General features: G+C 65.8%; 21 protein-coding genes. 14 read left to right on the forward strand and 7 right to left on the reverse strand.

The features are described from left to right. Positions 1 to 16 precede the first annotated feature (16 nt). Genes QX048_RS17975 through QX048_RS18000 form a run of 6 tightly spaced genes read left to right on the forward strand, consistent with a single transcriptional unit; the run spans position 17 to position 7,324 of the window. A complete protein-coding gene (locus tag QX048_RS17975; protein WP_316169917.1) occupies positions 17 to 2,287 on the forward strand; it encodes an exopolysaccharide transport family protein in 2,271 nt (756 codons plus the stop codon). Further along, positions 2,284 to 3,441: a glycosyltransferase family 4 protein gene (locus QX048_RS17980; RefSeq protein ID WP_316173324.1), complete on the forward strand. Its 1,158-nt coding sequence runs from the start codon at positions 2,284 to 2,286 to the stop codon at positions 3,439 to 3,441. The genes QX048_RS17975 and QX048_RS17980 overlap by 4 nt, the downstream gene beginning before the upstream one ends. Continuing rightward, on the forward strand, positions 3,438 to 3,617 hold the full coding sequence (locus QX048_RS17985) for a hypothetical protein (protein WP_316173323.1): 180 nt from the start codon (positions 3,438 to 3,440) through the stop codon (positions 3,615 to 3,617). Before QX048_RS17980 ends, QX048_RS17985 begins: the two co-directional genes overlap by 4 nt. Then, the gene (locus QX048_RS17990; protein ID WP_316173322.1) at positions 3,614 to 5,134 is read left to right on the forward strand and encodes a lipid II flippase MurJ; all 1,521 of its coding nucleotides are present in this window, start codon (positions 3,614 to 3,616) and stop codon (positions 5,132 to 5,134) included. Before QX048_RS17985 ends, QX048_RS17990 begins: the two co-directional genes overlap by 4 nt. Then, positions 5,131 to 6,153 carry a polysaccharide deacetylase family protein gene (locus QX048_RS17995; protein WP_316173320.1) on the forward strand — a complete coding sequence of 341 codons (1,023 nt, stop codon included), beginning with the start codon at positions 5,131 to 5,133 and terminating at the stop codon, positions 6,151 to 6,153. Before QX048_RS17990 ends, QX048_RS17995 begins: the two co-directional genes overlap by 4 nt. Then, positions 6,146 to 7,324 (forward strand): glycosyltransferase, encoded by a 1,179-nt coding sequence (locus QX048_RS18000; RefSeq protein WP_316173318.1) that lies wholly within the window; start codon positions 6,146 to 6,148, stop codon positions 7,322 to 7,324. Before QX048_RS17995 ends, QX048_RS18000 begins: the two co-directional genes overlap by 8 nt. On the opposite strand, the gene QX048_RS18005 is transcribed toward QX048_RS18000, so the two are convergent. After that, on the reverse strand, positions 7,325 to 8,509 hold the full coding sequence (locus QX048_RS18005; RefSeq protein ID WP_316169913.1) for a glycosyltransferase family 4 protein: 1,185 nt from the start codon (positions 8,507 to 8,509) through the stop codon (positions 7,325 to 7,327). 147 nt (positions 8,510 to 8,656) lie between these two features. On the opposite strand from QX048_RS18005, the gene QX048_RS18010 reads away from it, so the two are divergent. From QX048_RS18010 to ipdC, 4 genes are all read left to right on the forward strand, one after another. After that, positions 8,657 to 9,877, forward strand: a complete 1,221-nt coding sequence (locus QX048_RS18010; RefSeq protein WP_316195963.1) for a hypothetical protein — start codon at positions 8,657 to 8,659, stop codon at positions 9,875 to 9,877. Positions 9,878 to 10,072: 195 nt separating this feature from the next. After that, positions 10,073 to 10,984: an acyl-CoA acyltransferase gene (locus QX048_RS18015; RefSeq protein ID WP_316173317.1), complete on the forward strand. Its 912-nt coding sequence runs from the start codon at positions 10,073 to 10,075 to the stop codon at positions 10,982 to 10,984. A 141-nt stretch (positions 10,985 to 11,125) separates the two neighbouring features. Then, on the forward strand, positions 11,126 to 11,317 hold the full coding sequence (locus QX048_RS18020) for a hypothetical protein (RefSeq protein WP_315715989.1): 192 nt from the start codon (positions 11,126 to 11,128) through the stop codon (positions 11,315 to 11,317). Between the two features lie 156 nt (positions 11,318 to 11,473). Next, entirely contained in the window at positions 11,474 to 13,111 is a 1,638-nt protein-coding gene (ipdC, locus tag QX048_RS18025) for an indolepyruvate/phenylpyruvate decarboxylase (protein WP_315715990.1), read from the forward strand. Positions 13,112 to 13,143: 32 nt separating this feature from the next. Here ipdC and QX048_RS18030 read toward each other — a convergent pair whose 3' ends face one another. Continuing rightward, complete coding sequence (locus QX048_RS18030; protein ID WP_315750707.1) at positions 13,144 to 14,295, reverse strand: hypothetical protein; 1,152 nt, start codon at positions 14,293 to 14,295, stop codon at positions 13,144 to 13,146. 315 nt (positions 14,296 to 14,610) lie between these two features. Here QX048_RS18030 and QX048_RS18035 point away from each other — a divergent pair, with 315 nt between their 5' ends. Further along, positions 14,611 to 15,216, forward strand: a complete 606-nt coding sequence (locus QX048_RS18035) for a helix-turn-helix transcriptional regulator (protein ID WP_315825808.1) — start codon at positions 14,611 to 14,613, stop codon at positions 15,214 to 15,216. 123 nt (positions 15,217 to 15,339) lie between these two features. On the opposite strand, the gene QX048_RS18040 is transcribed toward QX048_RS18035, so the two are convergent. The 5 genes from QX048_RS18040 to QX048_RS18060 all read right to left on the reverse strand — a co-directional run bounded on the left by QX048_RS18040 (position 15,340) and on the right by QX048_RS18060 (position 20,276). Then, on the reverse strand, positions 15,340 to 15,585 hold the full coding sequence (locus QX048_RS18040; protein ID WP_006614403.1) for a hypothetical protein: 246 nt from the start codon (positions 15,583 to 15,585) through the stop codon (positions 15,340 to 15,342). Between the two features lie 247 nt (positions 15,586 to 15,832). Continuing rightward, positions 15,833 to 18,382: a hybrid sensor histidine kinase/response regulator gene (locus QX048_RS18045; protein ID WP_316173315.1), complete on the reverse strand. Its 2,550-nt coding sequence runs from the start codon at positions 18,380 to 18,382 to the stop codon at positions 15,833 to 15,835. A 6-nt stretch (positions 18,383 to 18,388) separates the two neighbouring features. Continuing rightward, entirely contained in the window at positions 18,389 to 18,703 is a 315-nt protein-coding gene (locus tag QX048_RS18050; RefSeq protein WP_316173645.1) for a response regulator, read from the reverse strand. A 223-nt stretch (positions 18,704 to 18,926) separates the two neighbouring features. Continuing rightward, positions 18,927 to 19,316: a response regulator gene (locus tag QX048_RS18055; RefSeq protein WP_008968243.1), complete on the reverse strand. Its 390-nt coding sequence runs from the start codon at positions 19,314 to 19,316 to the stop codon at positions 18,927 to 18,929. A gap of 237 nt (positions 19,317 to 19,553) precedes the next feature. Beyond that, positions 19,554 to 20,276 carry a Crp/Fnr family transcriptional regulator gene (locus QX048_RS18060; RefSeq protein ID WP_316173644.1) on the reverse strand — a complete coding sequence of 241 codons (723 nt, stop codon included), beginning with the start codon at positions 20,274 to 20,276 and terminating at the stop codon, positions 19,554 to 19,556. Positions 20,277 to 20,945: 669 nt separating this feature from the next. Between QX048_RS18060 and QX048_RS18065 the strand changes: the two genes are divergently transcribed. The 3 genes from QX048_RS18065 to flbT all read left to right on the forward strand — a co-directional run bounded on the left by QX048_RS18065 (position 20,946) and on the right by flbT (position 24,152). Then, positions 20,946 to 21,695 carry a histidine kinase dimerization/phospho-acceptor domain-containing protein gene (locus QX048_RS18065; protein ID WP_315825811.1) on the forward strand — a complete coding sequence of 250 codons (750 nt, stop codon included), beginning with the start codon at positions 20,946 to 20,948 and terminating at the stop codon, positions 21,693 to 21,695. Between the two features lie 294 nt (positions 21,696 to 21,989). Then, positions 21,990 to 23,540, forward strand: coding sequence for a flagellin (locus QX048_RS18070; protein WP_315729343.1), 1,551 nt, complete (start codon positions 21,990 to 21,992; stop codon positions 23,538 to 23,540). 216 nt (positions 23,541 to 23,756) lie between these two features. Next, complete coding sequence (flbT, locus tag QX048_RS18075) at positions 23,757 to 24,152, forward strand: flagellar biosynthesis repressor FlbT (protein ID WP_315740791.1); 396 nt, start codon at positions 23,757 to 23,759, stop codon at positions 24,150 to 24,152. Positions 24,153 to 24,250: the final 98 nt, after the last annotated feature.

Genomic DNA, 24,250 nt, shown 5'->3' on the forward strand with positions numbered 1-24,250 from the left:
GGTACGGGTGCAGATCATGAGGCAGGCGGCTCTCGGCGAGGCCTTGTCCGGCATTGACGCCGTCGCCCGGATCTGGCGCCGCCGCGGCGTGTTCGCCATCGTGGCCGGCGCCGTTCTCGCGCTTGCCGTGGCCGCGCTCGTGCTGCTGCCGGTGCGCTATCTCGCCACCGCTTCCGTGATCATCGCCGAGCAGGAGCCGGGTGCCAACACCTCGGCGGCGTGGGCGCAGAAGATCGGCGATCCCGCCGACATGGAAAGCCAGCTCCTGGTGATCCGCTCGCCACGCCTGCTGCGTCAGATCATGTCGTCGCCCGGCGTGGTCGACGCCGTGGTCGGCGAATGCGAGCGCGGCCGTCTCATGGGTTCGGGCGATGCGTGCCAGCGCCTCAAGACCGATCCGGGCGCGTTCATCGATCACGTCGACAGTCGCTTCAGCGTTGCTTCGGCCGGCCGCTCGCGCGTCATCAACATCTCCTATCAGTCGAGCAGTCCCGAGGCTGCGAAGACGCTCGCCAACGCGTTGACGCAGACCTTTCTCGAGGACCAGCGCACCGAAGGCGCCAACAGCCGCGAGGTCGCGAGCTCCTGGCTCTGGAAGGAATTGAAGCAACTCGACCAGCAACTGCGCGAGGCCGACGACAAGATCCAGAAGTTCCGCCGCACCAAGGGCCTGATGCGTGGCGCCAATGCGCCGATCTCCTCGGAGCGGCTGACCAGCATCGGCCAGCAGCTGTCGCAGGCGGAGGCCGCGCGCGCCGACGCCGCGGCGCGGCTGCAGGAGATCAAGTCGGAGCAGGAGCGCGGGCCGACCGACGCCCCGTCGGTGCTGCAGAGCCGCACCATCGCCGACCTCAAGCAGCAACTGACGACCGTGAGCGCGCAGCTCGCCAGTGCGGCCGGTGTGCTCGGGCCGAAGCACCCCTCGATCCTGGCGCTGACGCGCGAGCAGGCGATCATCCAGCAGCGGCTGATCGCCGAGATGCAGAGCATCGCGGCGAGCGCGCAGAAGACGTACGATGCCAACACCGCGCTGGTGAACTCGCTGAAGAAGCAGATGGAGACGGCGAAGGCGGAGGCCGGCTCGGCCACGCTGGACGAGGCCTCCATCGAGAGCATGGTGCGCGACACCGAGATCAAGCGGCAGCAATATGCCGAGCTCTACAAGAAGGCGAGCGAGCTCGAGACCGAACGGCGTGTCCTGCGCGGCAGCACGCGTCTCGTCAGCCTCGCTGAGCTGCCGAGCAAGCCGTTCTTCCCGAAGAAGATCCCGTTCCTCGCCGCTGGCACGACGCTCGCGTTGATCTTCGGTGTCGGCGCTGCGCTGCTCGCCGACAGGCTCGGCGCGCGCCTGATCAGCCCGCCCGTGCCCGTCACGCCGGAAGCGCCGGCCGAGCAGGTCGAGGCGCCCGCTGTCGACGAAGCTCCGGCCATCGTCCCTGAATTGGCCGAGCGTGTGACCGCACCGCAAGCGGCGACGCCACCGGCAGCGCCTGAACGAAGGTCCCATCTCCCGAGCGTCGCCGACGTTTCGATCCTGGCCTGCCTGCCGCGCCTGAAGAGCCTGCGTGAGATGTCGGCGCTCGGCGCGATCCTGCAAAGCCACCAACCGCTGGCGATCCCGCGCGTCTTGCGCCTCGCCTCCGAGGACACTGATTTTCAGCACACGCTGCATGATCTCGTCCACGAACTCGGTTTGAAGCGGTCCGCCCGATCGCAGCGCATCGTCGTGACCTCTCCCGATGCAGCAGATGGCAAGACGACCACGACCTGTGCGCTGGCAGAGCACCTCGCGGCCGCAGGCTGGCGCGTGCTGGTCGTCGAGTGCGACGTCTCGCATCCCGCCTTTGCAGAGATCATGGCGCTGCCGGCAAGCCCCGGATGGCTCGGCGCGCTGGAGCGCGGGACGCCGCTCCGGGACATGGTTCTGCCCACCGCGCATCCCTCGCTCGACGTGCTGCCGGTTGGTGAGGCGACCGGTCCGGTCGGCGACATTCTCGACGCGATCAGCCTCGACCGTCTCCTCGCTGGTCTCGATGGCTATGATGCCGTGATCGTCGACACACCATTGCCGTCGCAACGGAACGACTTCCTTGCCGGTACGGACTGGGCGATCGTCTGCGTGCGCAGTGACCGGTCGTTGATCGAGCCGGCGGTCGCGACGGTGAACAGGAGCAGGGCACTCGGAGCCCGCGATGTCGGCATCGTCGTCACCATGACCGACGTCGAGCACCGCAGCGCGCCTGTGGTCCAGACCGCGCCCGTGGCGGCCTACGCCGGAGCCGGGTGATGTCGACCGAGCGTGTCCTGTTCGTCGATCACACCGGGCAGATCGGCGGCGCCGAGTTGATCCTGCTCGATGTCGTCCAGGGCCGCAAGGATTCGTCGGTGTTCCTGTTCGAGCCGGGCCCGCTCGGCCAGGTGCTGGCTGAGCGCGGGATGTCGGTCGCCACGTCGCGCTGGGGCCACGGCCTGGGGCAGTTCAGACGCGACAGTTCGTGGCTCGAGGCGCTGCCGCTGTTCGGCAGACTCGCGGCGATCACCGCGGAGCTCGCGCATGTCGCACGCAAGCATGACGTCCTCTATGCCAATTCGCAGAAGGCCTTTGTCCTGTCGGCCATCGCCAACATCGCGGCACGGCGGCCGTTGATCTGGCATCTGCACGACATCATCAGCCCGGCTCATTTCGGCGCGCTGCAGCGTCGCATGCAGATCTTCCTCGCCAACCGCTTCGCGGCGAAGGTCGTCGTCCCCTCCGAAGCTGCCGCAGCCGCCTTCATCGAGGCCGGAGGTCGACGCTCTCTCGTCGAGGTCGTGCCCAATGGTCTCGCCGTCGAACCCGTGCCCGCGTCGCGCGAGGAGCTGAGGCGGCGGCTCGGCCTGCCGTCGGGACCGCTGGTCGGCGTATTCAGCCGGCTCGCGCGGTGGAAGGGGCAGCATATCCTGATCGAGGCGCTGGCCGAATTGCCGAACGTGCACGGTATCATCGTTGGCGACGCGTTGTTCGGCGAGCAGGACTACGCGGCTGAGCTGAGACGGCTGGTCGCGAAGCTTTGCCTCGGCGATCGCGTTCACTTCCTTGGGCATCGCAGCGACGTGCCGCTGCTGATGCAGGCGGTGGACGCGATGGTGCATCCGTCGATCGATCCCGAGCCGTTCGGCCGCACCCTGGTCGAAGCGATGCTCGCCGGCGTGCCGGTGATTGCCACTGACGCCGGCGCTGCGCCGGACATCCTCGAACATGGCCGGGCCGGTCTGCTCGTGCCGCCTGGCGACGCGCGTGCGCTGTCCGAGGCCTTGGACGCGGTGCTGGCTCAACCCGAGATCCTCGCGCCCCAGCTCGACTACGCGTCGCGCCGCGCGCGCACCCATTACAGCCTGGCACGCATGCTGGACTCGATCGGGCTGCTGATCCGCAATGTCGGTGCGGGAGCGGCGGTGTGAGCACGATCGTCACACCTGCCCCGGCCTCCGAGCGGCGCATGGTCGATCTCGTCGTGGATTGCGGCCCGCCGTTCGCCATTCTCGCGCCGGTGCCGTCGTGGCCGAGACTGCTCGAGGACGGACAAGTCCCTGCGCGATGGAAAGGGCCGCCGGCCGTGTCGGAGGATGCCGCATGAGCGCCTCCGGTCCTTCGCTCAAGCGCTTCAGTGCGCTGCTGATCAGCGGTGCGCTGGCGAGCAAGATGCTCGGCTTCGGCCGCGAGGTGCTGATGGCGCATGTGCTCGGCACCTCGCTCATCGCCGACGGCTTCCGGGCCGCCATGGCGGCCGTGCTCATCCCGCTTGCGTTCCTGCAGAACGAGAGCGTGCCGGCGATCATGATCCCGATGCATCGCGAGGCGCTGCAGCGGCCGGATGCCGCGCGCAGCCTCGGTGCGCTGACGATCGTCATTGCCGTCGTCTCGAGCCTGGTGACCGCGATCATCCTGCTGCTCGGTGAGCTCTGGGTGAACGCCGTCGTCGGCGGCTTCTCGGCGGAGGGGCGCGCGCTGACCTTGCACTTCGTGCGCATGATGGCGTTCGGCATGCCGGCGTCGGCGGTGCTCAATGTGCTTGCCGCCGGCGAGATCGCGCTCGGCCGCACGCGGCTTACCAATGTCCGTGCCAGCCTGCTCAACGTCGCGGTGATCGGCGGCATCGGCCTGCTGGTGCTGACCGGCGACGCCTACATGCTCGCCTGCGCCTTCACCGCCGCCTTCAATGGCCTCGCCGCCTGGGGTCTGTTCACGCTGTGGCGCGAGGGCGCGCTGAGCGTCTCCGGCCTGACCGCCGGCATGGTGATCGACAAGGGTATCGAATTCTTCCGCCGGCTGCGCGTCCTGCTGGCGTTGCCGTTGGCCGAGCAGGGCAATGTCTGGATCGAGCGCTTCACGGCATCGCGGCTGACGACCGGCGCCGTCGCGTCGCTGGACTACGCGCGCTCGCTGACCGAGAGCGCGCTGCTGCTGATCAGCCAACCGCTCGGCATGGCGGTGCTGTCGCAGCATGCCCCACGCGATCCGCGTGCGCAGACCGAGGCGCTGCTGCGGCCGCTGCTCGCGCTGATCTTGCCGGCCTCGGCGTTCCTGCTGGTCTTCTCGACCGACATCGTCCGCCTGATCTATTTCCGCGGCGCGTTCGGCGACGAGGCCCTGCTGCTGACCTCGCATGCGCTCAAGGGCATCGCCTGCGGCGTCTGGGCCGCGACCCTCGGCTGGATCCTGATCCGTCTGCTCAATGGCGCGGGGCGCAACGGCGTCGCTGCGGTCATCATCGTCTCGGCCTATCTCGCCAACATGGGCTTCAACCTGCTGATGCCGCTGTTCGATCCGTCGCCGGCGGCCGGCATGCAGTTGCTCGGCATCGGCGAAGCGATCCGCAGCCTCGTGCTGCTGTCGGGCGTGGTGTTCGTGCTCGGTGATGCGCGAAAGCTCCTGCTCGTGATCGGCCTGGCCCTGCTGCCGACCGCATTGATGGTCGTGCTCGGCCTGATGATTCAGACCTCCGTGCCGGGCCTGCTGCCGCGCCTGTTCGCCGGCGGATTGGCGTATCTCCTCTGCCTGGCCTTCGCGATCGGCATCCTGCTGCCGGCCGTGGTCGGCACGGCGCTCCGTCATGTTCGTCGTACGTTCAAGATGAAGGGAGAGCTGAGTTGACCCTGCTGGCCCTCGCTGCTGCCAAAGCGATGATGGCATCCGGCGCCTTCGTCCTTCCCGTCGCCAAAGTGATCGATCGTGTGCTCGGCCCGCGCGGCTGCTGTTTGACGTTCCATCGCACCGCGCCGGCAGAGCAGTGGGAGCGTCTGCCCAATCGCGACTTCTACGTCGATGCCGACTTTCTCGATCGCTTCCTCGGCTATGTCCTCGACCAGGGTTGGGATGTCGTGACGATCAGCGAGGCGCTGCGCCGGACGGCAAGCGCCGAGCCGTCCGGCCGCTACGTCAACTTCTCGATCGACGACTGCTACCGCGATACGTTCGATCTGCTTGTGCCGGTGTTCCGCAGGCGCAAGGTGCCGGTGACGCTGTTCGTGACGACCGGCATTCCCGACGGCACCTTGCCGCTGTGGGGCGCTGGCTTGGAGGATGCGCTGCTGCACAGGGGCCATGTCACGGTCGACGATGAGCGGATCGCGCCGTCGAGCGCCGAGCAGCGCCGCGCGGTGTTCGCGCAGATCGCCTCGCGCTGGGATGGCCCGCAGGCGGCGGATCGTTACGCCGCGTTCTGTGCCGCCAACGCCATCGACATCGAGGCAATGCACTGGAAGCATGCGATCTCCTGGGACATGCTGGAAGTGCTGGCGGGGGATCCGCTCATCGAGATCGGAGCCCACACCGTCTCGCATGCGCGCATCTCGTCGCTGTCTTCCGAAGACGCCCTTCGCGAGCTGGCCGGCGCGCGGCTGCGATTGAACGAGCGGCTCGGCATCGACGTCCGGCACTTCGCGTTTCCTTACGGGCGCGCCGCCGATTGCGGACCGCGGGACTTTGCGCTGGCGCGGCAGGCCGGATTCGCCAGTGCCGCGACCACGCGCAAGGGCCTTGTCAAAGCAGGGCAGGATGCGTTCTCGATTCCGCGCAACACCATGAATGGCGCGCATCGTACGCTTGCGGCGATGGAGCTGCATCTCACGGGCTTCAGCGGGACTGCAGCGAAGGTGATGGGCCGTGTCTAGCAGGGGGCGCTTGCGAATCGTCTCGATTGCGCATCCGGCCACCAGCAGCGAGGCCGGCCGGCTGCGCTACCGCCATCTCGCGTCCCGGCCCGACGTCGATCTGCATCTCGTGACGCCCGAGGTGTGGAAGGAATTCGGCCGCACCATCACCGCGGCTCACTCCAACGAAGCCTTTCCCATCCATCGGCTCCCGATCCGACTCCCGGACGCGGGTCCGATGAAATGGTACCTGCACTTCTATCCGGCGCTGCGCCGCCTGCTGCGCGAGCTCGATCCCGACGTGATTCACCTTTGGGAAGAGCCCTGGAGCATCGTCGCGCTGCAGGCGCAGATGCTGCGCGGCCGTGCGGCGCTCGTGCTCGAGGTCGACCAGAACATCCTGAAACGGCTGCCGCCACCATTCGAGGCGATCCGCAAATTCGTCCTCGGCCGCACCGCCCACATCCTGTCGCGCAGTCCCGATGCGACTGAGGTCGTGAGGGCGTGCGGCTACACGGGTCCGGTGACGCCGATCGGCTATGGTGTCGATCTCGCGACCTTCATGCCGGCGGATGATCGATCGAATGCGACGGCCGGCTCGCCGCTGCGGCTCGGCTATGTCGGCCGGCTGGTGGTCGAGAAGGGCCTCGACGATGCGCTCGAAGCGCTCGCGCGCAGCAAGTCGGTGGCGACGCTGAGCATCATGGGCGAAGGTCCGCACGAGCCGCATCTGCGCCGGCGCGTGGCCGAACTTGGTTTGGGCGGGCGCGTCACCATCCAGGGCTGGGCTTCATCCGCTGCAGTCGCGGCTTTTCTGCGCCGCCTGGACGCATTGCTGCTGCTGACGCGAACCACGGACGCGGTGCGCGAGCAGTTCGGCCGGGTGATCATCGAGGCCCAGGCCTGCGCCATCCCGGTGATCGGATCGACCTGCGGAGCGATTCCGGATGTCGTCGGCGACGGCGGCTGGATCGTGCCGGAGCAGGATCCCGGCAGCCTGTGTCGGCTCATCGATGAGCTCAGCGGCCAGCGGGCGGAGCTCGCTGTTCGCAGTGAGGCGGCCCGTGCGAACGTGCTTCGGCGCTTCACCTATGATGCGGTCGCGGCGGCGATTGAAACGGCATGCCGCGCGGCGCATCAGTCGAGAACCGCATCCGGCCTCGCCCGCCCACAGCGGCTGCAGACGAATTAGCTAGGCCTTCACCGGCAGCGCCATCGCTGCGCGGCCGGACTGGCGCTTGGCGGCATCGATCTGCTTGAGCAGTTCGATGTATTGCAGCCCGATCTGGTCCCAGCCATAGATCTGCGCGGTCGCCTGGGCGCCGTCCTGCAGCCGGCGCATCAGTGCGGGGTCGGCGAAGACGGCCGCGAGCTTGGCCGCGATGTCATCGGCGTCTGCTGAAATGCGGAAGCCGTTGACGCCGTCGCGCAGATAGTCCTCGATGCCGCCGACCGGCGTTGCGAACACCGGCACCCCGCAGGCCATGGCCTCCATGCAGACCAGCGAGAAGGTCTCATAACTCGTGGGGAGCACGAAGGCATCGGCCGCCGAGTACAGCGCCGGCAGGTCCGAGCGTGGGCCGGCGAAGATCAGTCGTTGCTGGGCGTTGCGCGTCAGTCTGCGGTAGGGCGCGGGATTGTCCGAGCCGACGACCAGCAGCCAGACGTCGTTGCCGAGCCGATCGAGCGCGCCGATCGCATGCGCCAGTCCCTTGCGGTTGAATTCGTGGCCGACGAACAGCAGCAGGCGCGCGTTCTCCGGGATGCCGAACTCACGCCGGATCGCCTGGCCGCCGACGGCGTCGCGCTTGAAGCGCGCGAGATCAATGCCGTTGGAGATGACGTGGATGCGGGCGGCCGGCACGCGGAAGAAGCGCTGCAGCTCCGCGGTGACGCGGGAGGACACCGCCACGAACGCCCGATACCGCAGGCCTCCGATCATGAACCGGTCGCGCAGCGCGACCCACAGATGCATAGGGTTGAGCATCCAGCGCCGACTGCCGGCGGCGCGTTTCTCGGCGAGGCTCTGCGCATTGACGGCATGCACGATCAGCACGTCACCCTTGAGGCTGTCGCCGTGGCTGATGACGACGGCGTCGGGGTGACGCGCCAGCGCCCGTGTCGCGGCCAGCGTGAACAGCGGCACGACAATGGCGCGGCCGATGTGCCGGAACAGTCCGCGAGTCGGAATCCGCGCCAGCCATGGCGCAACGCGCTCGACTCGGATCGTGTGTTCGAGATTGTCCGCGACGGTGCTCGCAAGCACGATGTTCGATAAACCATTCCGGCCGAAAACGCGCGCCAGCTCGATAGCGACTGTTTCCACGCCGCCGGCATTGCTTATCTCTTGAACGACCTGGACGATCTCAAACGTCATAGCGGAAATCTAAGGGATCAGACATTGCGACTTCGTTCCAATCTGCTGGTCATTAGCACAGCCCTGTTAACGTTTGTCACGTCGCCATGGCTAAGCGCTGTCCACGCCGGCGAAACGAACGCCTCGGCGCTGCGGATCGACGAGCGCATCGGCGGCGGCAATTTGGTCACGCATCTGGCCGGCAAGAGCGCGCAGATCTATCAGGCACTGCACGGCGTCGGTGCCAGGATGGGCCGAATGGATTCCTACGGCTGGCGGACGTTGGCGCGGGTACCGACGCCGCACGATTTCGATGCCGCGATGCTGGAGGCGCACAAGAACGGTATCATGCCGCTGATCCTGCTGGAGTATGAAGGCAGCTATCAGAGCCTGGCTCCGCCGCAGCCGATCGGGTCCTATCAGGACTGGTTCGCGGCTGGGCAGGCGATGGCGAGACGTTTCCGCCCCGGCGGCGAATGGGGCCGCGAAAACGGTATTCCCGATTGGGGTGCTACCGTCTTCACCGCCATCAACGAGCCCGATGTGCAGGCCACGATCCCGCGCCAGGACTATCACGACGCGCTGGCCGGGCTTGCCGACGGTGTTCACAGCGTCGACCCCAAGCTGCGGGTCGTTCCCGGCGGCTTTGCCACCTGCAACTCGCATGGCGACGCGACGTTGCGCGGCTACGGTCCGGCGATCGCCGATCTGCTCGAGGACGGCCGTCTCGACGGCATCGACCTGCATACCTACTACAATGATAAATGGTATCCGATGACCCGCGGCCGCGAGTTCTCGGTGCAGACCTGCTTCGACCGTATCAAGCAGGCGATGGGGCTGAGCCGCGACATCAACTTCTACGCAACCGAGTTCAACGTCGCGCGCGCCGGCGCGTGGGACAGCGATACGGACGCGGCGAGATTGTTTCTCAATGCGATGTGGGACCAGCTTGCGGTGGTTGGCAAGGATGGCAGCATGCCGGTGTCCATGCTGGCGTTTCCTTGGAATCTCGGCGACACGCCCGATGTCGACGGCCTGGCCTATGCGATGGCGACGGGCAAGGATCCCTGGACCCCGGAGGCGCGCAGCCTCGTGGTGAAGACGGTGCTGCAGCTCGCCGGTCACATGAGGATCGTGTCCATCGACCGGCGGCTGGCGCTGTACACGCTGCGCGGATCGGATGCCGATTTGATCGTGTGGCAGAACATTGCCGGCTGGACCGAGCGGCCGGGCCGCGCGGTCGAGCTCGAGCTGCCCGCAGGGACGCGCAGCCTCGAGGTCTGGGGCTGGGATGGGCTGCGGCGCCGGATCGAGGCAAAGCCCGGACGTTTCTTCGTCGACGGCCTCAATGCCGATGAAACCTACATGTTTCGCGTGCCGCGGCCGTGAGCGGCGGCTCGGATCGCGAAGATCATGTCGGCGCTGATCGAAGCCTGTCGGGTGTGGCTCGCATGTTCCATTAACTGAAAAGTAAGGCCAGCACGACGTGGTTCACTGCCGCCAAAGCTTTTTACGATAATTGCCGTCATGACGATCCCGCCGCGCCATGGGTGGCGCGCCGGATCTCTCTCGGGTGATGCTGGAATGCAGCCAATCAAAAAGGCTGAGATTGCAAATGACAGGCCGGCTCCCGCGCAGGCCGTGACCGGCGTTCGCATCCGAGAGATCGGCGCGGCGGATCTGCCGGCGGTCGCCGCACTGCTGACGCGCGGATTCGCCTTTCGCAGCGAGGCCTATTGGTTGCGCGGACTCGAACGCCACGCGGCGCGCCCGCGGCCGGCCGGCTATCCGGCATTCGGCTATTGTCTCGACCAAGCCGGGGTGCCTGTCGGCGTGATCCTGCTGCTGTTCTCCGAGCTCCACATCGGCGGTGAGCCGATCGTCAGGGCCAATGTCTCGAGCTGGTATGTCGAGCCGGCGTTCCGTGCCTTCAGCTCGATGCTGGTGCGCGCGGCGACGCGCGACAAGACGGTGACCTATTTCAACATCACGCCGGCCCCGCACACTTGGCCACAGGTCGAGGCTCAGGGCTTTTCGGTCTACTGCAAGGGACAGGTCTACGCCGCGCTGGCCCTGTCGCGACCGCGCTCGGATGTCCGTATCGAAGAATTCTCCGAGGACGATGTGCACGGGCTCTCTCCCGATGAGGCGGATCTGTTGCGGCAGCATGCGCAATGGGGGTGTCTCGGTCTCGTCGCGCGCGAGGCCGATGCGGCGTATCCGTTCGTGTTTCAGAAGCACCGGGTGATGAATGCGCTGCCGGTGTATCGCCTGCTGTATTGCCGGGATGTCGCTGACCTCGTGCGGCTGGCCGGCAACATCGGCTGGCTGCTGCTGCGGCGCGGCGGCCTGCTGGTGCGGCTCGATGCCAATGGGCCCATCGCAGGGCTGGCCGGCTGGTACTCGGACAAGCGCGGACGCAAATATGCCAAAGGTCCGCATCCGCCGCATCTCGGCGATCTCGCCTTCACCGAAGCCGCGCTGTTCGACGGCTGAGAGGTGGCAATCGATTGGGTTGCATGGTCCCGCTGCGGCGGCCGGGATACTCGCTCGCGTGGTCTATGGGACCGGTGTGACGGCACGCACAGTCTGGGCTTCCGGCATGCGCCATCCTCCTGGCAACGGAGGAGGTCATCCATGTCTTACGTTTTCGAACTCGCGCTGGCGGCGATGCTGCTGTTCTTCCTGTTCCTGCCGATCACCGATCGCAGGACGGTCATGATGAAGCTCTGCATGATCATGGTCGTCGCCATCCTGTTCACGGTTACGCTGGCCGTCCCGCATGGCGGCGCACCATCCGCCCACGCCCTGGTGCTGACGGCAAACTGATGTGGCGCGGGTGAGCTCCGGCCTTGCCGCTCGAGCATGATGTTTGGACGGGGCGATCCAGACGGGACGGCTCGCAGATCGAACGGCCGCCGGTTGGCAGTCCGCCCCTCATCGTGTAGCACCGGCTGAACCTCACGCCACGCTCAGGGGATCCGGATGCCTGCTCTTGCCCATGCGCTGCTCGCCGCCCTGAAGGACCATGGCGCCCGCGAGATCTTCGGCATTCCCGGCGACTTCGTGCTGCCGCTGTTCAAGGTCATCGAGGAGAGCAACATCCTGCCGAGCGTCACGCTGAGCCATGAGCCGGCGGTCGGCTTCGCCGCGGATGCGGCCGCGCGCTATCATGGCGGCCTCGGCGTCGCCGTCGTCACCTACGGCGCCGGCGCCTTCAACGTCGTGAACGCGGTCGCCGGCGCCTATGCCGAACGCTCGCCCGTCGTGGTGATCGCGGGCGCGCCCGGCGCGCGTGAGCGCGTCTCCGGCTTTCTGCTGCACCACCAGGCCCGCACCGTCGACACGCAGCTCGCGGTGTTCAAGGAGATCACCTGCGATCAGGCGGTGCTGAGCGATCCGGCCACCGCCCCGGCCCAGATTGCGCGCGTGCTGCGCAGCGCGAAGGAGATGTCGCTGCCGGTGTATCTCGAATTTCCGCGCGACATGGTCGATGCCGAGGTCGAGCCGGTGGTGCCGCTGCCGCCGCGGCGGGCCAGCCGCGAGGCGCTCGACGAATGCGTCGAGGAGATCCTCGCCCGCATCGCGCAGGCAGAGCGTCCCGTGATCGTCGTCGACGTCGAAATCCGCCGCTACGGTGTCGAGGACAGGATCGCCGCGCTGGCGCGCAAGCTGGGTCTCCCGCTGGTGACGACCTTCATGGGCCGCGGCCTGCTCGACAGGGCCGACGATGTCGTCGCCGGCACCTATCTCGGCGCCGCGGGCAATCCGGCGATCACGGAGCTGGTCGAGAATGCCGATCTCGTGCTGATGCTGGGCGTCATCCTGTCGGATACCAATTTCGCGTTGTCGAACCGGGCGCCAGACCCGCGCCGCATGATCCTGGCCGCCAGCCGTGAGGTGCAGATCGGTCATCACGCCTATCGCGACATGCCGCTCGGCGATCTGATCGATGCGCTCGACGAGCGCGCGGCACCCCGGGCCGCAGCTCCCGGCCTGCCGCGGCAGCGCTCGGCCTATCCGCGCGGCCTCGCTGCCGATGGCGCGCCGATTGCGCCTTCGGACATCGCGACCGCGGTCAACGACATGTTCGACCGCCACGGCCGGATGCCGATGACCTCCGATATCGGCGATTGCCTGTTCACCGCGATGGAGATCGACAATACCGCGCTGGCCGCGCCGGGCTACTACGCGGGGATGGGCTTCGGCGTGCCGGCGGGCATCGGCGTGGCCGCGACCGGACTTCGTCCGCTGATCCTGGTCGGCGACGGCGCGTTCCAGATGACCGGATGGGAGCTCGGCAACTGCCGCCGCTACGGGCTCGATCCGATCGTCGTGCTGTTCAACAATTGCAGCTGGGAGATGCTGCGTGTGTTCCAGCCGGAATCGCGGTTCAACGATCTCGACGACTGGCACTATGCCGACATCGCCAATTCCATCGGCGGCACCGGCGAGCGCGTCGCCACCCGCAGCGAGCTCGTCGCCGCGCTGGAGCGCGCAGTGCATCGGCGCGGACGCTTCTCGCTGATCGAAGTGATGCTGCCGCGCGGCAAGACCTCGGACACGCTGGCGCGCTTCGTGGCGGGCTTCAAGTCGGCGCGCGAACGCATGGCCCAGGGATAGGATGGCCGGAAGGCCGTCTCGACGCGCCGCCGTCAACCGGTTGCAGACCGCAGCACCGTCTTGATCGCGTCGCGGCCCTTCCAGGCGAAATAGGTGAGGCGGCCGCCGAACGAGCGATGGCTGCGCAGCCTGTTCGAGCCGAGCACGTGTCCGACCTCTTCGGGGAAGCGCTTGACCTCGGCCTGCACCATTCTGTCGGTATTGGCCATGATGGTGCTCAGGCGCGTACCCCAGTCCGAGTCCTCGATGCGATCGATGCGGACCTGGATCGCATATTCGATGTCATAGATGCTGGTCAGGATTTCCTTGGCGGTCACGACGCGGTTGTTCTTCAACGCGATCCGGAGCGCGAGCCGCTTGTCCTCCAACTGGTCGAGCACCATCGGCACGGTCATCGCGTAGGGTGCCGCGATGACGTCGGCAATGTTCTTCGAGCGCGCCGCCTTCGTCGCCAGCCGCATCACCTGCCACGGCTCCTTCAGACGCTTGGCGACGAGCGTCAACGCAAAGGGCACGGCTTCCGGCTGCCTCTTGCGCAGGGCATCGAGCAGCAGCACCATCTTCTTCACCTGCGGATCGTCGAACTCCGCGATCCGGTCCGGCAGCGAATCGGCGAACTTCGCGAGTTCCTCGCGGGCGCGCAGCGCCTTCATCAGCTTGACGACATCGTCGAACACCGACGGCGAGGCCGTATAGGCCTTCAGCTTGCTGCGGACCTGCTCGATGCCCTCGGCGCGCGCCAACGTGCCTTCCAGCGACTTCGTCACCTTGGTCTGGAACGCGCTCGCCGTCTGGCGGATCTCGCGCTGCTTGTCCGCCGCGATCAGGTCCTTCATCTGTGCATTATAGTCGCGCGCCATGGTCGGCAGCAGATCGCGCGAGATCCATTCCCAGATCGGCGTGAGGGAGCCGCGGGCAATGCGGCCCTCATTGGCATGCTCCGGCGAACCGTCGATGAGAAGCTGCTCGACCGGCATGAAGAAGTAGCGCGAAGGATTGATGGTGCGGTGGCCGCCGGCGCCATTGTTGTTGCGGATCTCGGCGCGCAGCCGGGCCTGGAGGTCGGCGGATCCCGGCATGTCGACGCCGCTCAGCTCCAGCCGTTCGAGCTCGCTGAGCAGACAGCTTCGTGTCAGCGGTGACAACCGCTGCAGGAATTCCCAGATCCGGTCGACCGGTCCCATTGGCGTCAGGCTGTCAGCTATATCTCAAGGTCGCTCGTCTCCACGGACGGGCACGGAACGCATGGAAGCACGAAACAGTTGGTGCGAAATTAATGTCAGTAAACAATCGTAGTAATGCGCGGCATCGTGGACAGCCGCCGCCGCACGCGCCGCGGACGTCTCCTTGAAGGGTGGCATCACGCCCCGGCTTAACCATTGCAGCTTGCAACTTTTTGGGGAAATGATCGACGGTTGCGCGAGTTGCCGGAACAATCCCGTATTGCTACGGACGACATAATTAACCATGTTAAAGCCGCCCTCGCGTCAGAATGAGGCATGGCACAGCTGAACAACAGCCTTTCCGACGCTCACGCCGCACCTGCTCCGGGCGGCCAAGGGGTTAACGACCCGGATCTCCTGGCGACCCGTTCCGGCATGTCTGCGCCGCTCGCGATGGGACGTCACGACGACCAGGGCAGGCTCGCTTTGGCGCGTCAGCTGAACGGTTCGCTCACCGCCCTGATGCTCTACATGGAGGAAATCAAGCAGCGCAGTGACGAGATTGCCAGGACGCCCGGCGAGCGCCGGCATGTCCAGCTCGTCGTCGACAACGCGTTGCTGCAGACCGAGCGGATCTGCGCCCTGGTCAACCAGATGTCCGGCGCGCACGGGCAGTTCGGACCGCTGTCACGGGCGGCGCCGGCTCTCGAGGAGGGCGCGGTGCCCGGGCGGCCACCCGGCCGGGCCAGCAAGTCGCTGACCCCGCGCGAATACGAGGTCCTCAAGCTGATCAGTGAGGGGCACTCGAACAAGGAGGGCGCCTTGCGCATGGGCATCAGCCCCCGCACCTTCGAGAGCCATCGCGCCGAAGCCATGCGCAAGGTTGGCGCGCGCAATACCGCCGAACTCGTCCGCGCAGCACTCCTCAATCAGATCGGATGACGGCGAACGAGCGCGAATGCCGCGCTCGTGCCTTCGAGGTGGGCCCTGCGATGCAGACAACGACAATCGGCGTCCGACCGGCTCGGTCGAACGCGCTGATTGCGGACGCGGATGTCCGTGCTGTCAGAAATAATCCTCGGCGAAGGGACGAACCCGGGAGGTCGGGCGCAGCGGCGCTTGCGCCTTGGGCGGCGTCGGCACGATCGTAATGGTCCAGCGCGGCGGTACGCTCGCTTCCTTTTCCATGACTGAACGGACGTGGCCGGTGATCGTCGATCCGCCGGATTTCACGGTCGCGGTCCGGCCGTTGAACTGCGCAATTCGGAAACGCCTGACTTCCTTCTGGTCGGCGGTTTCAAAAGTAAACATGGGACACATCTCCTATGTGACCCCGAGTCTCGCAGCTCATGATTAGTTGATTGTGAAAATCGTGAGCCGTAGAAGTACGGCGTCAACCCATTGTAAGGGATTATGAAGGTCAGGTTCGGCGAATCCGCGTTCGTGAACGTCTCGTTTGCCATCTCGATCGTCGGAGCCCGTCCTCGTCGCCGCGGCGCGCCGTGCGGGGACGTCGCGCGGATCGGCATGCGCCAGGGAGGCCTGCGGCCTCCCCGCTTCAATATTGCAGCTCCTGGGCGCGGGCGGCGGCGTAGGCGGCCTCGATGTTGTCGAGCAGCTCGGCATACTCCTTGGCGGACAGGCGTGGTGCGCTCTTCTCCAGCGCCAGCGCGTAGGTTGCAAGCCGGCGGTACCCGAAGGTTCCGGCTGCGCTCTTCAGCGAATGCGCCTCGCGGCCGATCTTGATGCGCTCGCCGTCGAGCGTCAGCTGGCGGAGCTGCTTCAGCCGCGCATCCGTCTCGCTGAAGAACACGTCGCGGATCTCCTGCGCCGCCTCGTCTCCGATCTCGCCGACCAGCTCGGCGTAGGCTTCGCGGTCCAGCGCAGCTTCGGGAGCAATTTCGGTATCGGCGCCAATGTCGGCGGCCGCGGCATCCGCCTGAGCCGGCACCAGCGGGGCGTCTGACGCCGCGGTTTCCGGCACCGGAACGGGCAGGGGCAGCACGCGCAGGATGGCCTCCACGAGCGCCTTCTTGCGGGCGGGCTTGACGACGAAATCGTTCATCCCGGCTTCCCGGCAGGCTCGGATATCCTCCATGAAGGCGTTCGCCGTGAAGGCGATGATCGGCACGTTGGAGCGGCGCTCGCCTCGCGCGCGAATGATCCGGGTCGCCTGGAAGCCGTCCATCTCCGGCATGCGGACGTCCATCAGGATGAGGTCGTAGTTGAAGCGGCTGGCGGCGGTGACGGCCTCGGCGCCGTCGCAGGCCGTGTCGGTCTGGATGTCGAAATCCTTGAGCATCTTGGTCGCGACCAGGCGGTTGGTCGGATTGTCGTCCACCACGAGGACGCGCAGCGGCCGGCCGAACGCCGCGATCCGGTTCTGCAGCGAGGTGTAGATGCCGTCGTCGTTCTGCTCTGGCACCGCGATGGTCTCGGCAATCGGCAGCGTCAGGCGAAACGAGAAGGTGGACCCTCTGCCCAGCGTCGAGGTGACCCTGATATCGCCCCCCATCTGCTCGATCAGTCGCTTGCAGATCGCGAGTCCGAGTCCGGAGCCCCCGAACCGGCGGCTGATCGAATTGTCGGCCTGGACGAAGTTCGCGAACAGCGAGCCGATCTTGTCGGCGGCAATGCCGATGCCGGTGTCGGTCACCGTCCATTCCACGGTCGCCTTCTCGTCATGCTTCTCGATGCAGCGCGTCGTGACGACCACTTCGCCGGACGAGGTGAACTTGACCGCGTTGGACACCAGGTTGAGCAGGATCTGGCGAATGCGGCCGGCGTCGCCGACCAGCGCCGGCGGCACGGCCGGGTCGCCGACGCTCCTCAGCTTCAGGTCCTTGGCGGAAGCCCGCGGCCCGATGATGCTGAGCGTGTTGTGGACCAGGGCCTCGGCGGAGAACGCGATGTCCTCGAGCGAGAGCTGGCCGGATTCGAGCTTGGAGAAGTCGAGAATGTCGTTGAGGATCTCGAGCAGATTGTCGCCGGCATTGTGGATCGCCACCACCGAACGGCGCTGCTCGGGATCGAGATTGGTTTCCAGCAGCGTCGTGGCGAGGCCGAGCACCGCGTTCATCGGCGTGCGGATCTCGTGGCTCATCATCGCGACGAAGGTGGACTTCGCCGCATTCGCGGCCTCGGCGGCCTCGATCAGGTGCTCGTGGCGTTCCCACCAGCGGGAGATCAGGACCGCGGCCGCGAGCACGGCCATCGCGCTCACCAGCGACACGATGACCAGAAGCGTCGCCATGTCGCGCCAGGCCTTCAGGACGTCGTGCTCGAATACCGACACCACGATCATCGCGGGATAATTGGGCAGCATCTTTGCCGCCCGCAGGCGCATCTCGCCGGTTCGTGCGGAGGGCTCGCGCAGCACGCCGCCGGCCGACAGCGCGCGCTGACCGAAGCCGGAGGTCGGCCTGCCGATCTCGCTCGTGGGCGGAAAATGCGCGAGCAGCGTCCCGTCCTCGCGGATCAGCGACACCGCGGCATCGAGACCCTGCGCGGTGGAGCCGAAGAAGTTCTCCAGATAGGGCACCGACATGGCGCCGAGCATCATGCCCATGAACTCGCCATTGGAATCGTCGAGCCGGCGGGCAAAATAGATGTTCCAGGTGCCGTCGCCGCGATTCTGAACCGGCGTGCTGAGGAACGTGTGCGGTGCAGGGTCGGCCTTCAGCGCCTTGAAGTAGTCGCGGTCGGCGATGTTGACGTCCGGGATCGGCCAGTAGCGCGAGAAGTTCAGGAGCCTGCCTTGCGCGTCGATCAGCGTCACCGCATCGATCTGCGGCAGTCCCGCGATCTTTTCCTTGAGCAGGAGGTGGGTCTGATGGTCTGACGCGACCTTGCGATACGCCGCAGCGTCGATGGCGCCGCCGCGCACCAGGTAGTCGCGCACGCTCGTGAGCACGAGGTCGACGGACTTCACCGAACGGTCGGCGTTCTCGGCAAGCGTGAGGCTATGGCGGCTGAGATCTTCCTCGGCGTGCTGAAGCGCGTTCTCGCGCAGATTGGTGAGGAAGAAGAGGTTGCTGCCGGCAATGACGCAGATGAGGATCAGCGCGATCGCTGCAGGCGCTCCCAGAAAGCGCTTCTTTTTGCTCATCGCCTGCTACCAGCCCGCCGCTCGGACCAGCCGCCGGCGATCGGTCTGCTGCGCGATCTGCTTCAGAGTTTGCCGGGGCCGCATCAGGTCGATCGGCTTCGAGAAGGGGGGATCTATGTTGAGCTCGAGAACCTCGGTGCCGGGGCGGTTGCCCAGCGAGAGGTCCAGCATGGTGCAGTCCAAGCTCCTCTTCTGCAGGACGATCGAGGCGGCGTCGACCGAGCTCACGTCCGTCGTGTTGAAGCCGGCCTGTGCTGCAATCTTTCGCAAGATTGAAAGATGCACGGCGGCATCTTCGATCACGAGGAGTCCGTTGCGCATGAATTCCCTGTCCCGTTGCCACCCTGACACGGTCATCGGCAAGCAGGATCATGTCTACCGGCCGGCTCTGACCCCCTCGTAAATTTTGGTTTCCGTACGACTACGGGGAGGGTGCGGCGATGCATGCGTCCTGCCGTCGTCAACCGCGCGGTGTTCGTCCGCCAAAGAGAAAGCGGCCGAACACCGGTCCGGCCGCCGCGCAGGGCATTCCCGTGGAGTTCGGCTATTCGGCCGGGCCGAACACGGCTTCCATCTTGGTCTTGAGCGTCGCAGCATTGAACGGCTTGACGATGTAGTTGCTCACGCCGGCCTTCTTGGCGGCGATGACGTTCTCGGTCTTCGATTCGGCCGTGATCATGATGAACGGCGTCTTCGACAGTTCCGGGCTGGCGCGCACCTCGCGCAGCAGGTCGTAGCCGGTCATCGGCTCCATGTTCCAGTCGGAGATCACGAGGCCATACTTCTTCGCCTGCATCTTGGAGAGCGCGGCCGATCCGTCGCTGGCGTCGTCGACGTTCTCGAATCCGAGCTGCTTCAGCAGGTTGCGGATGATCCGGATCATAGTGGCGTAGTCATCGACCACCAGGATCGGCATCGACAGATCAAAGGCCATGTCATTACTCCGCGCGTCTGGTCAAAAGCCGAACACGGGCGAGATATATCAGCACGAAGATAATTCGACGCTTCTTGGAACTCGCGCTCGTCAGCACGTCGACAATTATCAGCGCCCGTTGAACAGCGCGTTAATTCCGTCCGCAGCGGTGATGGGGATCATGCAATGGGCCGTAGTTGTACGGAGGCAAGGGCGTTCGGCGAGGCGCCGGCGCGCGACGGCCGGAACGACGCCTGCTTACGGCAGGCTGCGCGGCCGGACCAGATTCTCGTAGTGGGCCTTCACGGCGCCGTAGCACTCACACGCCGTCTTCTTCAGCCCCTCCAGATCGATGATCTCGATATGGCCGCGGCTATAGTGGATGAAGTCCGCCTGCTGCAGCGTGCTCGCCACCAGCGAAACGCTGTTGCGCCGGGCGCCGATCATCTGGGCCAGGGACTCCTGGGTGATGTAGAGCTTGTTGCCGCCTGAAAGGTCATGCGTCTGCAGCAGGCAACGGGCGAGACGCGACTCGACGGTGTGGGCGGCGTTGCAACCGGCGGTCTGCTGACTCTGCACGTAGATGGCGAGTGCGTGGCGCAACATCAGCGCGCGAAACGAGGGGCTCTGTTCGGCGGCTGCCCGTACCCTGTCGATGTCGACGACCGATGCAGCACCGGGAACGAGGACCACCGCGCTGTTCAGCACCACCAGATCGCCGCCCGCGAGCAGGGACATGCTTCCGAAGAAGCTATCGCGACCGATCATCGCCACCTGAACGCGCTCTCCGCGCGCGAGGTTCACGACCAGCGAGATCACGCCGCGATGAGGAAAGTAGATGCGCGAAAGCTTTTCGCCGACCTCGGCGAGAATGGAGTCTTGCACCAGATCCACGGTCCGCAGATAGGGTCGGATCAGCTCGAAATCATCGTCGGTCAACGACGACAGGAAACCGTTCGGAGAACGCAAGCTGGGGTCCAAAGCCATCTCCTGCATTGCAGTATCGGAGCCTCGCAGATCTCAATGCCCTCATGGTTCCATAGAACTGCGTCCCATCCGCTGACAAGAAGAATCACGGGTAATATTCCCAGTAAAGGCCATTCGTTCCTGCTGTGTGCGTTGTCGTGCAGACAGGCGCGAATGCGCTTTGCGGATTTGGGCCGTCAACGTGTGTGCGATGTGCTGATCTGATCGCGCGCGGTTGTATACAGTCGGCACGCATCCGGCCTCCGCCTCGGCTCGTGAAAGCAGCGCAGCACACTTGCGGCGAACGTCTCGTTGCTCCGGCCGCGGCAGCTCCGATGGGCACGGACGCCACGTAGCAAGCGCCGCAATTGACAGCGGACATCTTGAGGCCAAAATCGCTAATAAGCGCGCTGATTCGTTGACGGATCTTTTTCTGTCGGATGCAACTCTCGTCGCGAGTGGAGGCATCGGCCGGTGTCCTGCGACTGGCGTGACGAGGTTGTCGTCCTGGCAGGAGCGGGAGTCCGACTGATGCTGCATCCAGCCGGAGCGCGATCGATGGTCAGCGGTGAGACTGAGCGCCAAGGCTGAGCATCAAGACGAAGCTGAACATCGCAGCGGCGTCCGTGCGTTTGCGTCCCGATAGCCCCGCCGTCCTCCCCCCCAACAGGTATTGCACGATTCATGGCCTCTTCCACCTACCAGCGATCCAATCAGTCGCTACCGAGCCCGGGCGCAGACATTCCGGCTGCAGCGACGCCGGACATCCACCCCGGGATGGCCATCGTGGGTCAGGTTGCCGGTGGCCTGCTGCACGACTTCAACAACATTCTCACCGTGATCACGGGGACCATCGACATTCTCGCCGAAGCGGTCGAGGACAAGCCTGAACTGGCGGCCGTCGCGCGTCTGATCGACGAGGCCGCGACCCGGGGCGCTCGATTGACGTCGCAGCTTCTGTCGTTCGCAAGGGGCCGGCCGCCGCAGCCATGTGCGGTGGAGTTGAACGAGCTCCTGGTCGACGTCGCTCGCCTGCTTCGTCCGACATTGGGCACCGAGGTCGAGGTGACGACGTCGGTGGACGCGGACGTGCCGGCCGTCTTCGCTGATCCGGGCCAGTTGATGGCGGCATTGCTGTGTCTTGCGATCGGGGCCCGACATCGACTGGAGCACGGTGGCCGCATCGACATCCAGGCCAGGCGCATGAGTGCGGACGCCTCGGGCGCCGGCGGCATCTCCTCCGACGTGCAGATCGTGTTGACGGCGTCGGTGAGTGCGGCGGAGGCCGGTCCAGCCGATCCCGTGTTCTCGGAGATCCGGCTGGTCGAGGATTTCGTCAGGCGCTCGAACGGACGTCTGGAGCTCCAGGAGCCGCACGGCCGGACCGCCAGCGTCGAGATCGTCCTCCCGCACGCGGACCGCACCCCCGCGTAACCGGCCGCTCTTCCGCAAGCTCATAGTTAGCACTGCCTTAACGGTCGCACCGCGTATCGGCGCGCGCCCGTCAGACGTGGATCCGTGCGCCATTTTACCGTGAATCGCGGCGGCCTGCACGCATTTGATCAAACTGATTAGCGGCCAATTAGGATTAACGGCGGCGGGGGAGGCTGCGCGCGGCCGTTCCGAAGTCAATTTAACGAACGGGTAGGATTCCGCGGACCAGTCTGCGCCATCGCCGACAGAACGGTGCGGCGATGTCTACTCATGTTCATCCAGAAGGGAATGACAATGTCAGGTATCGTACTCTCTGCGTCGGTTCGCCAGAACCTGCTCTCGCTCCAGTCGACGGCTCAGCTCCTCGCCACCACGCAGAACAACCTCTCCACGGGCAAGAAGGTCAACTCGGCGCTCGACAATCCGACCAACTTCTTCACCGCCCAGGGTCTCGACAACCGCGCTTCCGACATCTCCAATCTGCTCGACGGCATCGGCAACGGCGTGCAGGTGCTGCAGGCCGCCAACACCGGCATCACCTCGCTGCAGAAGCTCGTCGACAGCGCCAAGTCGATCGCCAACCAGGTTCTGCAGAGCGCGGTGGGCTACTCCACCAAGTCGAGCGTGACCTCGGCGGCTCTGACCGGTGCGACCGCCACCGACCTGCTCGGCTCCAGCTCGACGGCTGTGACCGGCTCGGTCGTGAACAACGACAATACCTCGAGCGCGGTGGCGATCACCGGCTCGACCAAGCTGTCGGGCACGGCGGGCACCGCGTCGAACAACCTCGCCTCCGGCATCACCTCGGGTGAGACGCTGGTCGTCAACGGCACCACCTTCACCTTCATCACCGGCACGTCCTCGACGGGCACCAACATCGGCATCGGCGACAGCGTCAGCAACCTGCTGTCGGCGATCCAGACCCAGACCGGCGTGACCGCGTCGATCACCGCGGGTGCGATCACCCTGACGCCGCCGGCGGCGGGATTGACGCTCTCGGGCAGCACCGGCACCTTGGGCAAGCTCGGGCTGACTGCCGTCGGCGACGGCTTGTCAGGTCAGACCTTGACGGTCGGCGCCACAGGAGGTGGCACGGCGACAAGCATCACGTTCGGTCTAGGGACAGGACAGGTCAAGTCGCTGAACGATCTCAACGCGAAGCTCGCAGCCAACAACCTGCAGGCCACGGTCGACTCGTCCACCGGCAAGATCTCGATCACCACGACCAACGACGCGGCTTCGGCCACGATCGGTGCGATCGGCGGTACGTCGGCTGCATCCAGCCAGGCCTTCAACGGTCTGACGGCGGCGGCTCCGGTGGCGGACGCGACCGCGCAGACGCAGCGCGCGAGCCTGGTCTCCCAGTACAACAACGTGCTGGCGCAGATCAACACGACCGCGGCTGACGCTTCGTTCAACGGCATCAACCTGCTGAACGGCGACACGCTGAAGTTGACCTTCAACGAAACGGGTAAGTCGACGCTGTCGATCACCGGTGTCACGTTCAACTCGGCTGGCCTCGGCCTGTCGAACCTGACCTCGGGCACCGACTTCCTCGACAACAACTCGGCGAACAAGGTCATCGGCGTCCTCAACTCGGCGAGCTCCACGCTGCGCAACGAGGCCTCCACGCTGGGTTCGAACCTCTCGGTGGTGCAGGTTCGTCAGGACTTCAACAAGAACCTGATCAACGTGCTGCAGACCGGCTCGTCGAACCTGACGCTGGCCGACACCAACGAGGAAGCGGCCAACAGCCAGGCGCTGTCGACCCGCCAGTCGATCGCGGTGTCCGCGCTGTCGCTCGCCAACCAGTCGCAGGCGAGCGTGCTGCAGCTCCTGCGCTAAGGCGCGGGCGGCACCCACGAATATCGGAGGCGGCGGGGCTTGCCCCGCCGTTTTCGGCTCTAGACTATTCGCAAATTGACGCCGCTCGGCTGCGGCGCCGGATCAGCCGGACAGCGAGCACGAGAGCAACGTCGTGTCGACGCGAATGCAGCCTGCCGACGACGCCGCTCCCGAGAGGAGACTCCCGAGAGGAGCCTTCTGAGAGGAGACTGGGCCATGCCCCTGCGGGTCGAGCTGAAGCCTTTCGAGCGCATCGTGATCGGCGACAGCGTCATCGTTAATTCGAATACGCGCGCCCGCTTCATCGTCGAAGGCGACGCGCCCATCCTCCGCGAGCGTGACACCGTCACCGCCGAGACCGCCGATACGCCGGCCAAGCGCCTCTATCTCTGCGTCCAGACGATGTATCTGAAGAACGACGCGATCCGTTATCGCGCGTCCTATCTCGCCTGTATGAACGAGTTGCGCAGGGCGATTCCGGAAGCCGCCGGCCAAGCCGAGACGGTGGATCGCCATGTCACGGAAGGAGCGCTGTACAAGGCTCTGAAGGAGATCAGGGCGCTGATCGAGCGAGAGGATCGCGCAGTCGCGCCGGCCGAAGCGATGCCTTGACATTCCGGCCGCGGAAGGAGCCGGGCTCGCCACAGCCTGAGAGGTTGGTACTACGTCCGTATTAGCACGGACAATAAAATTAACGGGACGGATAAAAG

The sequence above is a fragment of the Bradyrhizobium sp. SZCCHNS30572 genome (genome assembly GCF_032484415.1).
Lineage (GTDB): Bacteria > Pseudomonadota > Alphaproteobacteria > Rhizobiales > Xanthobacteraceae > Bradyrhizobium.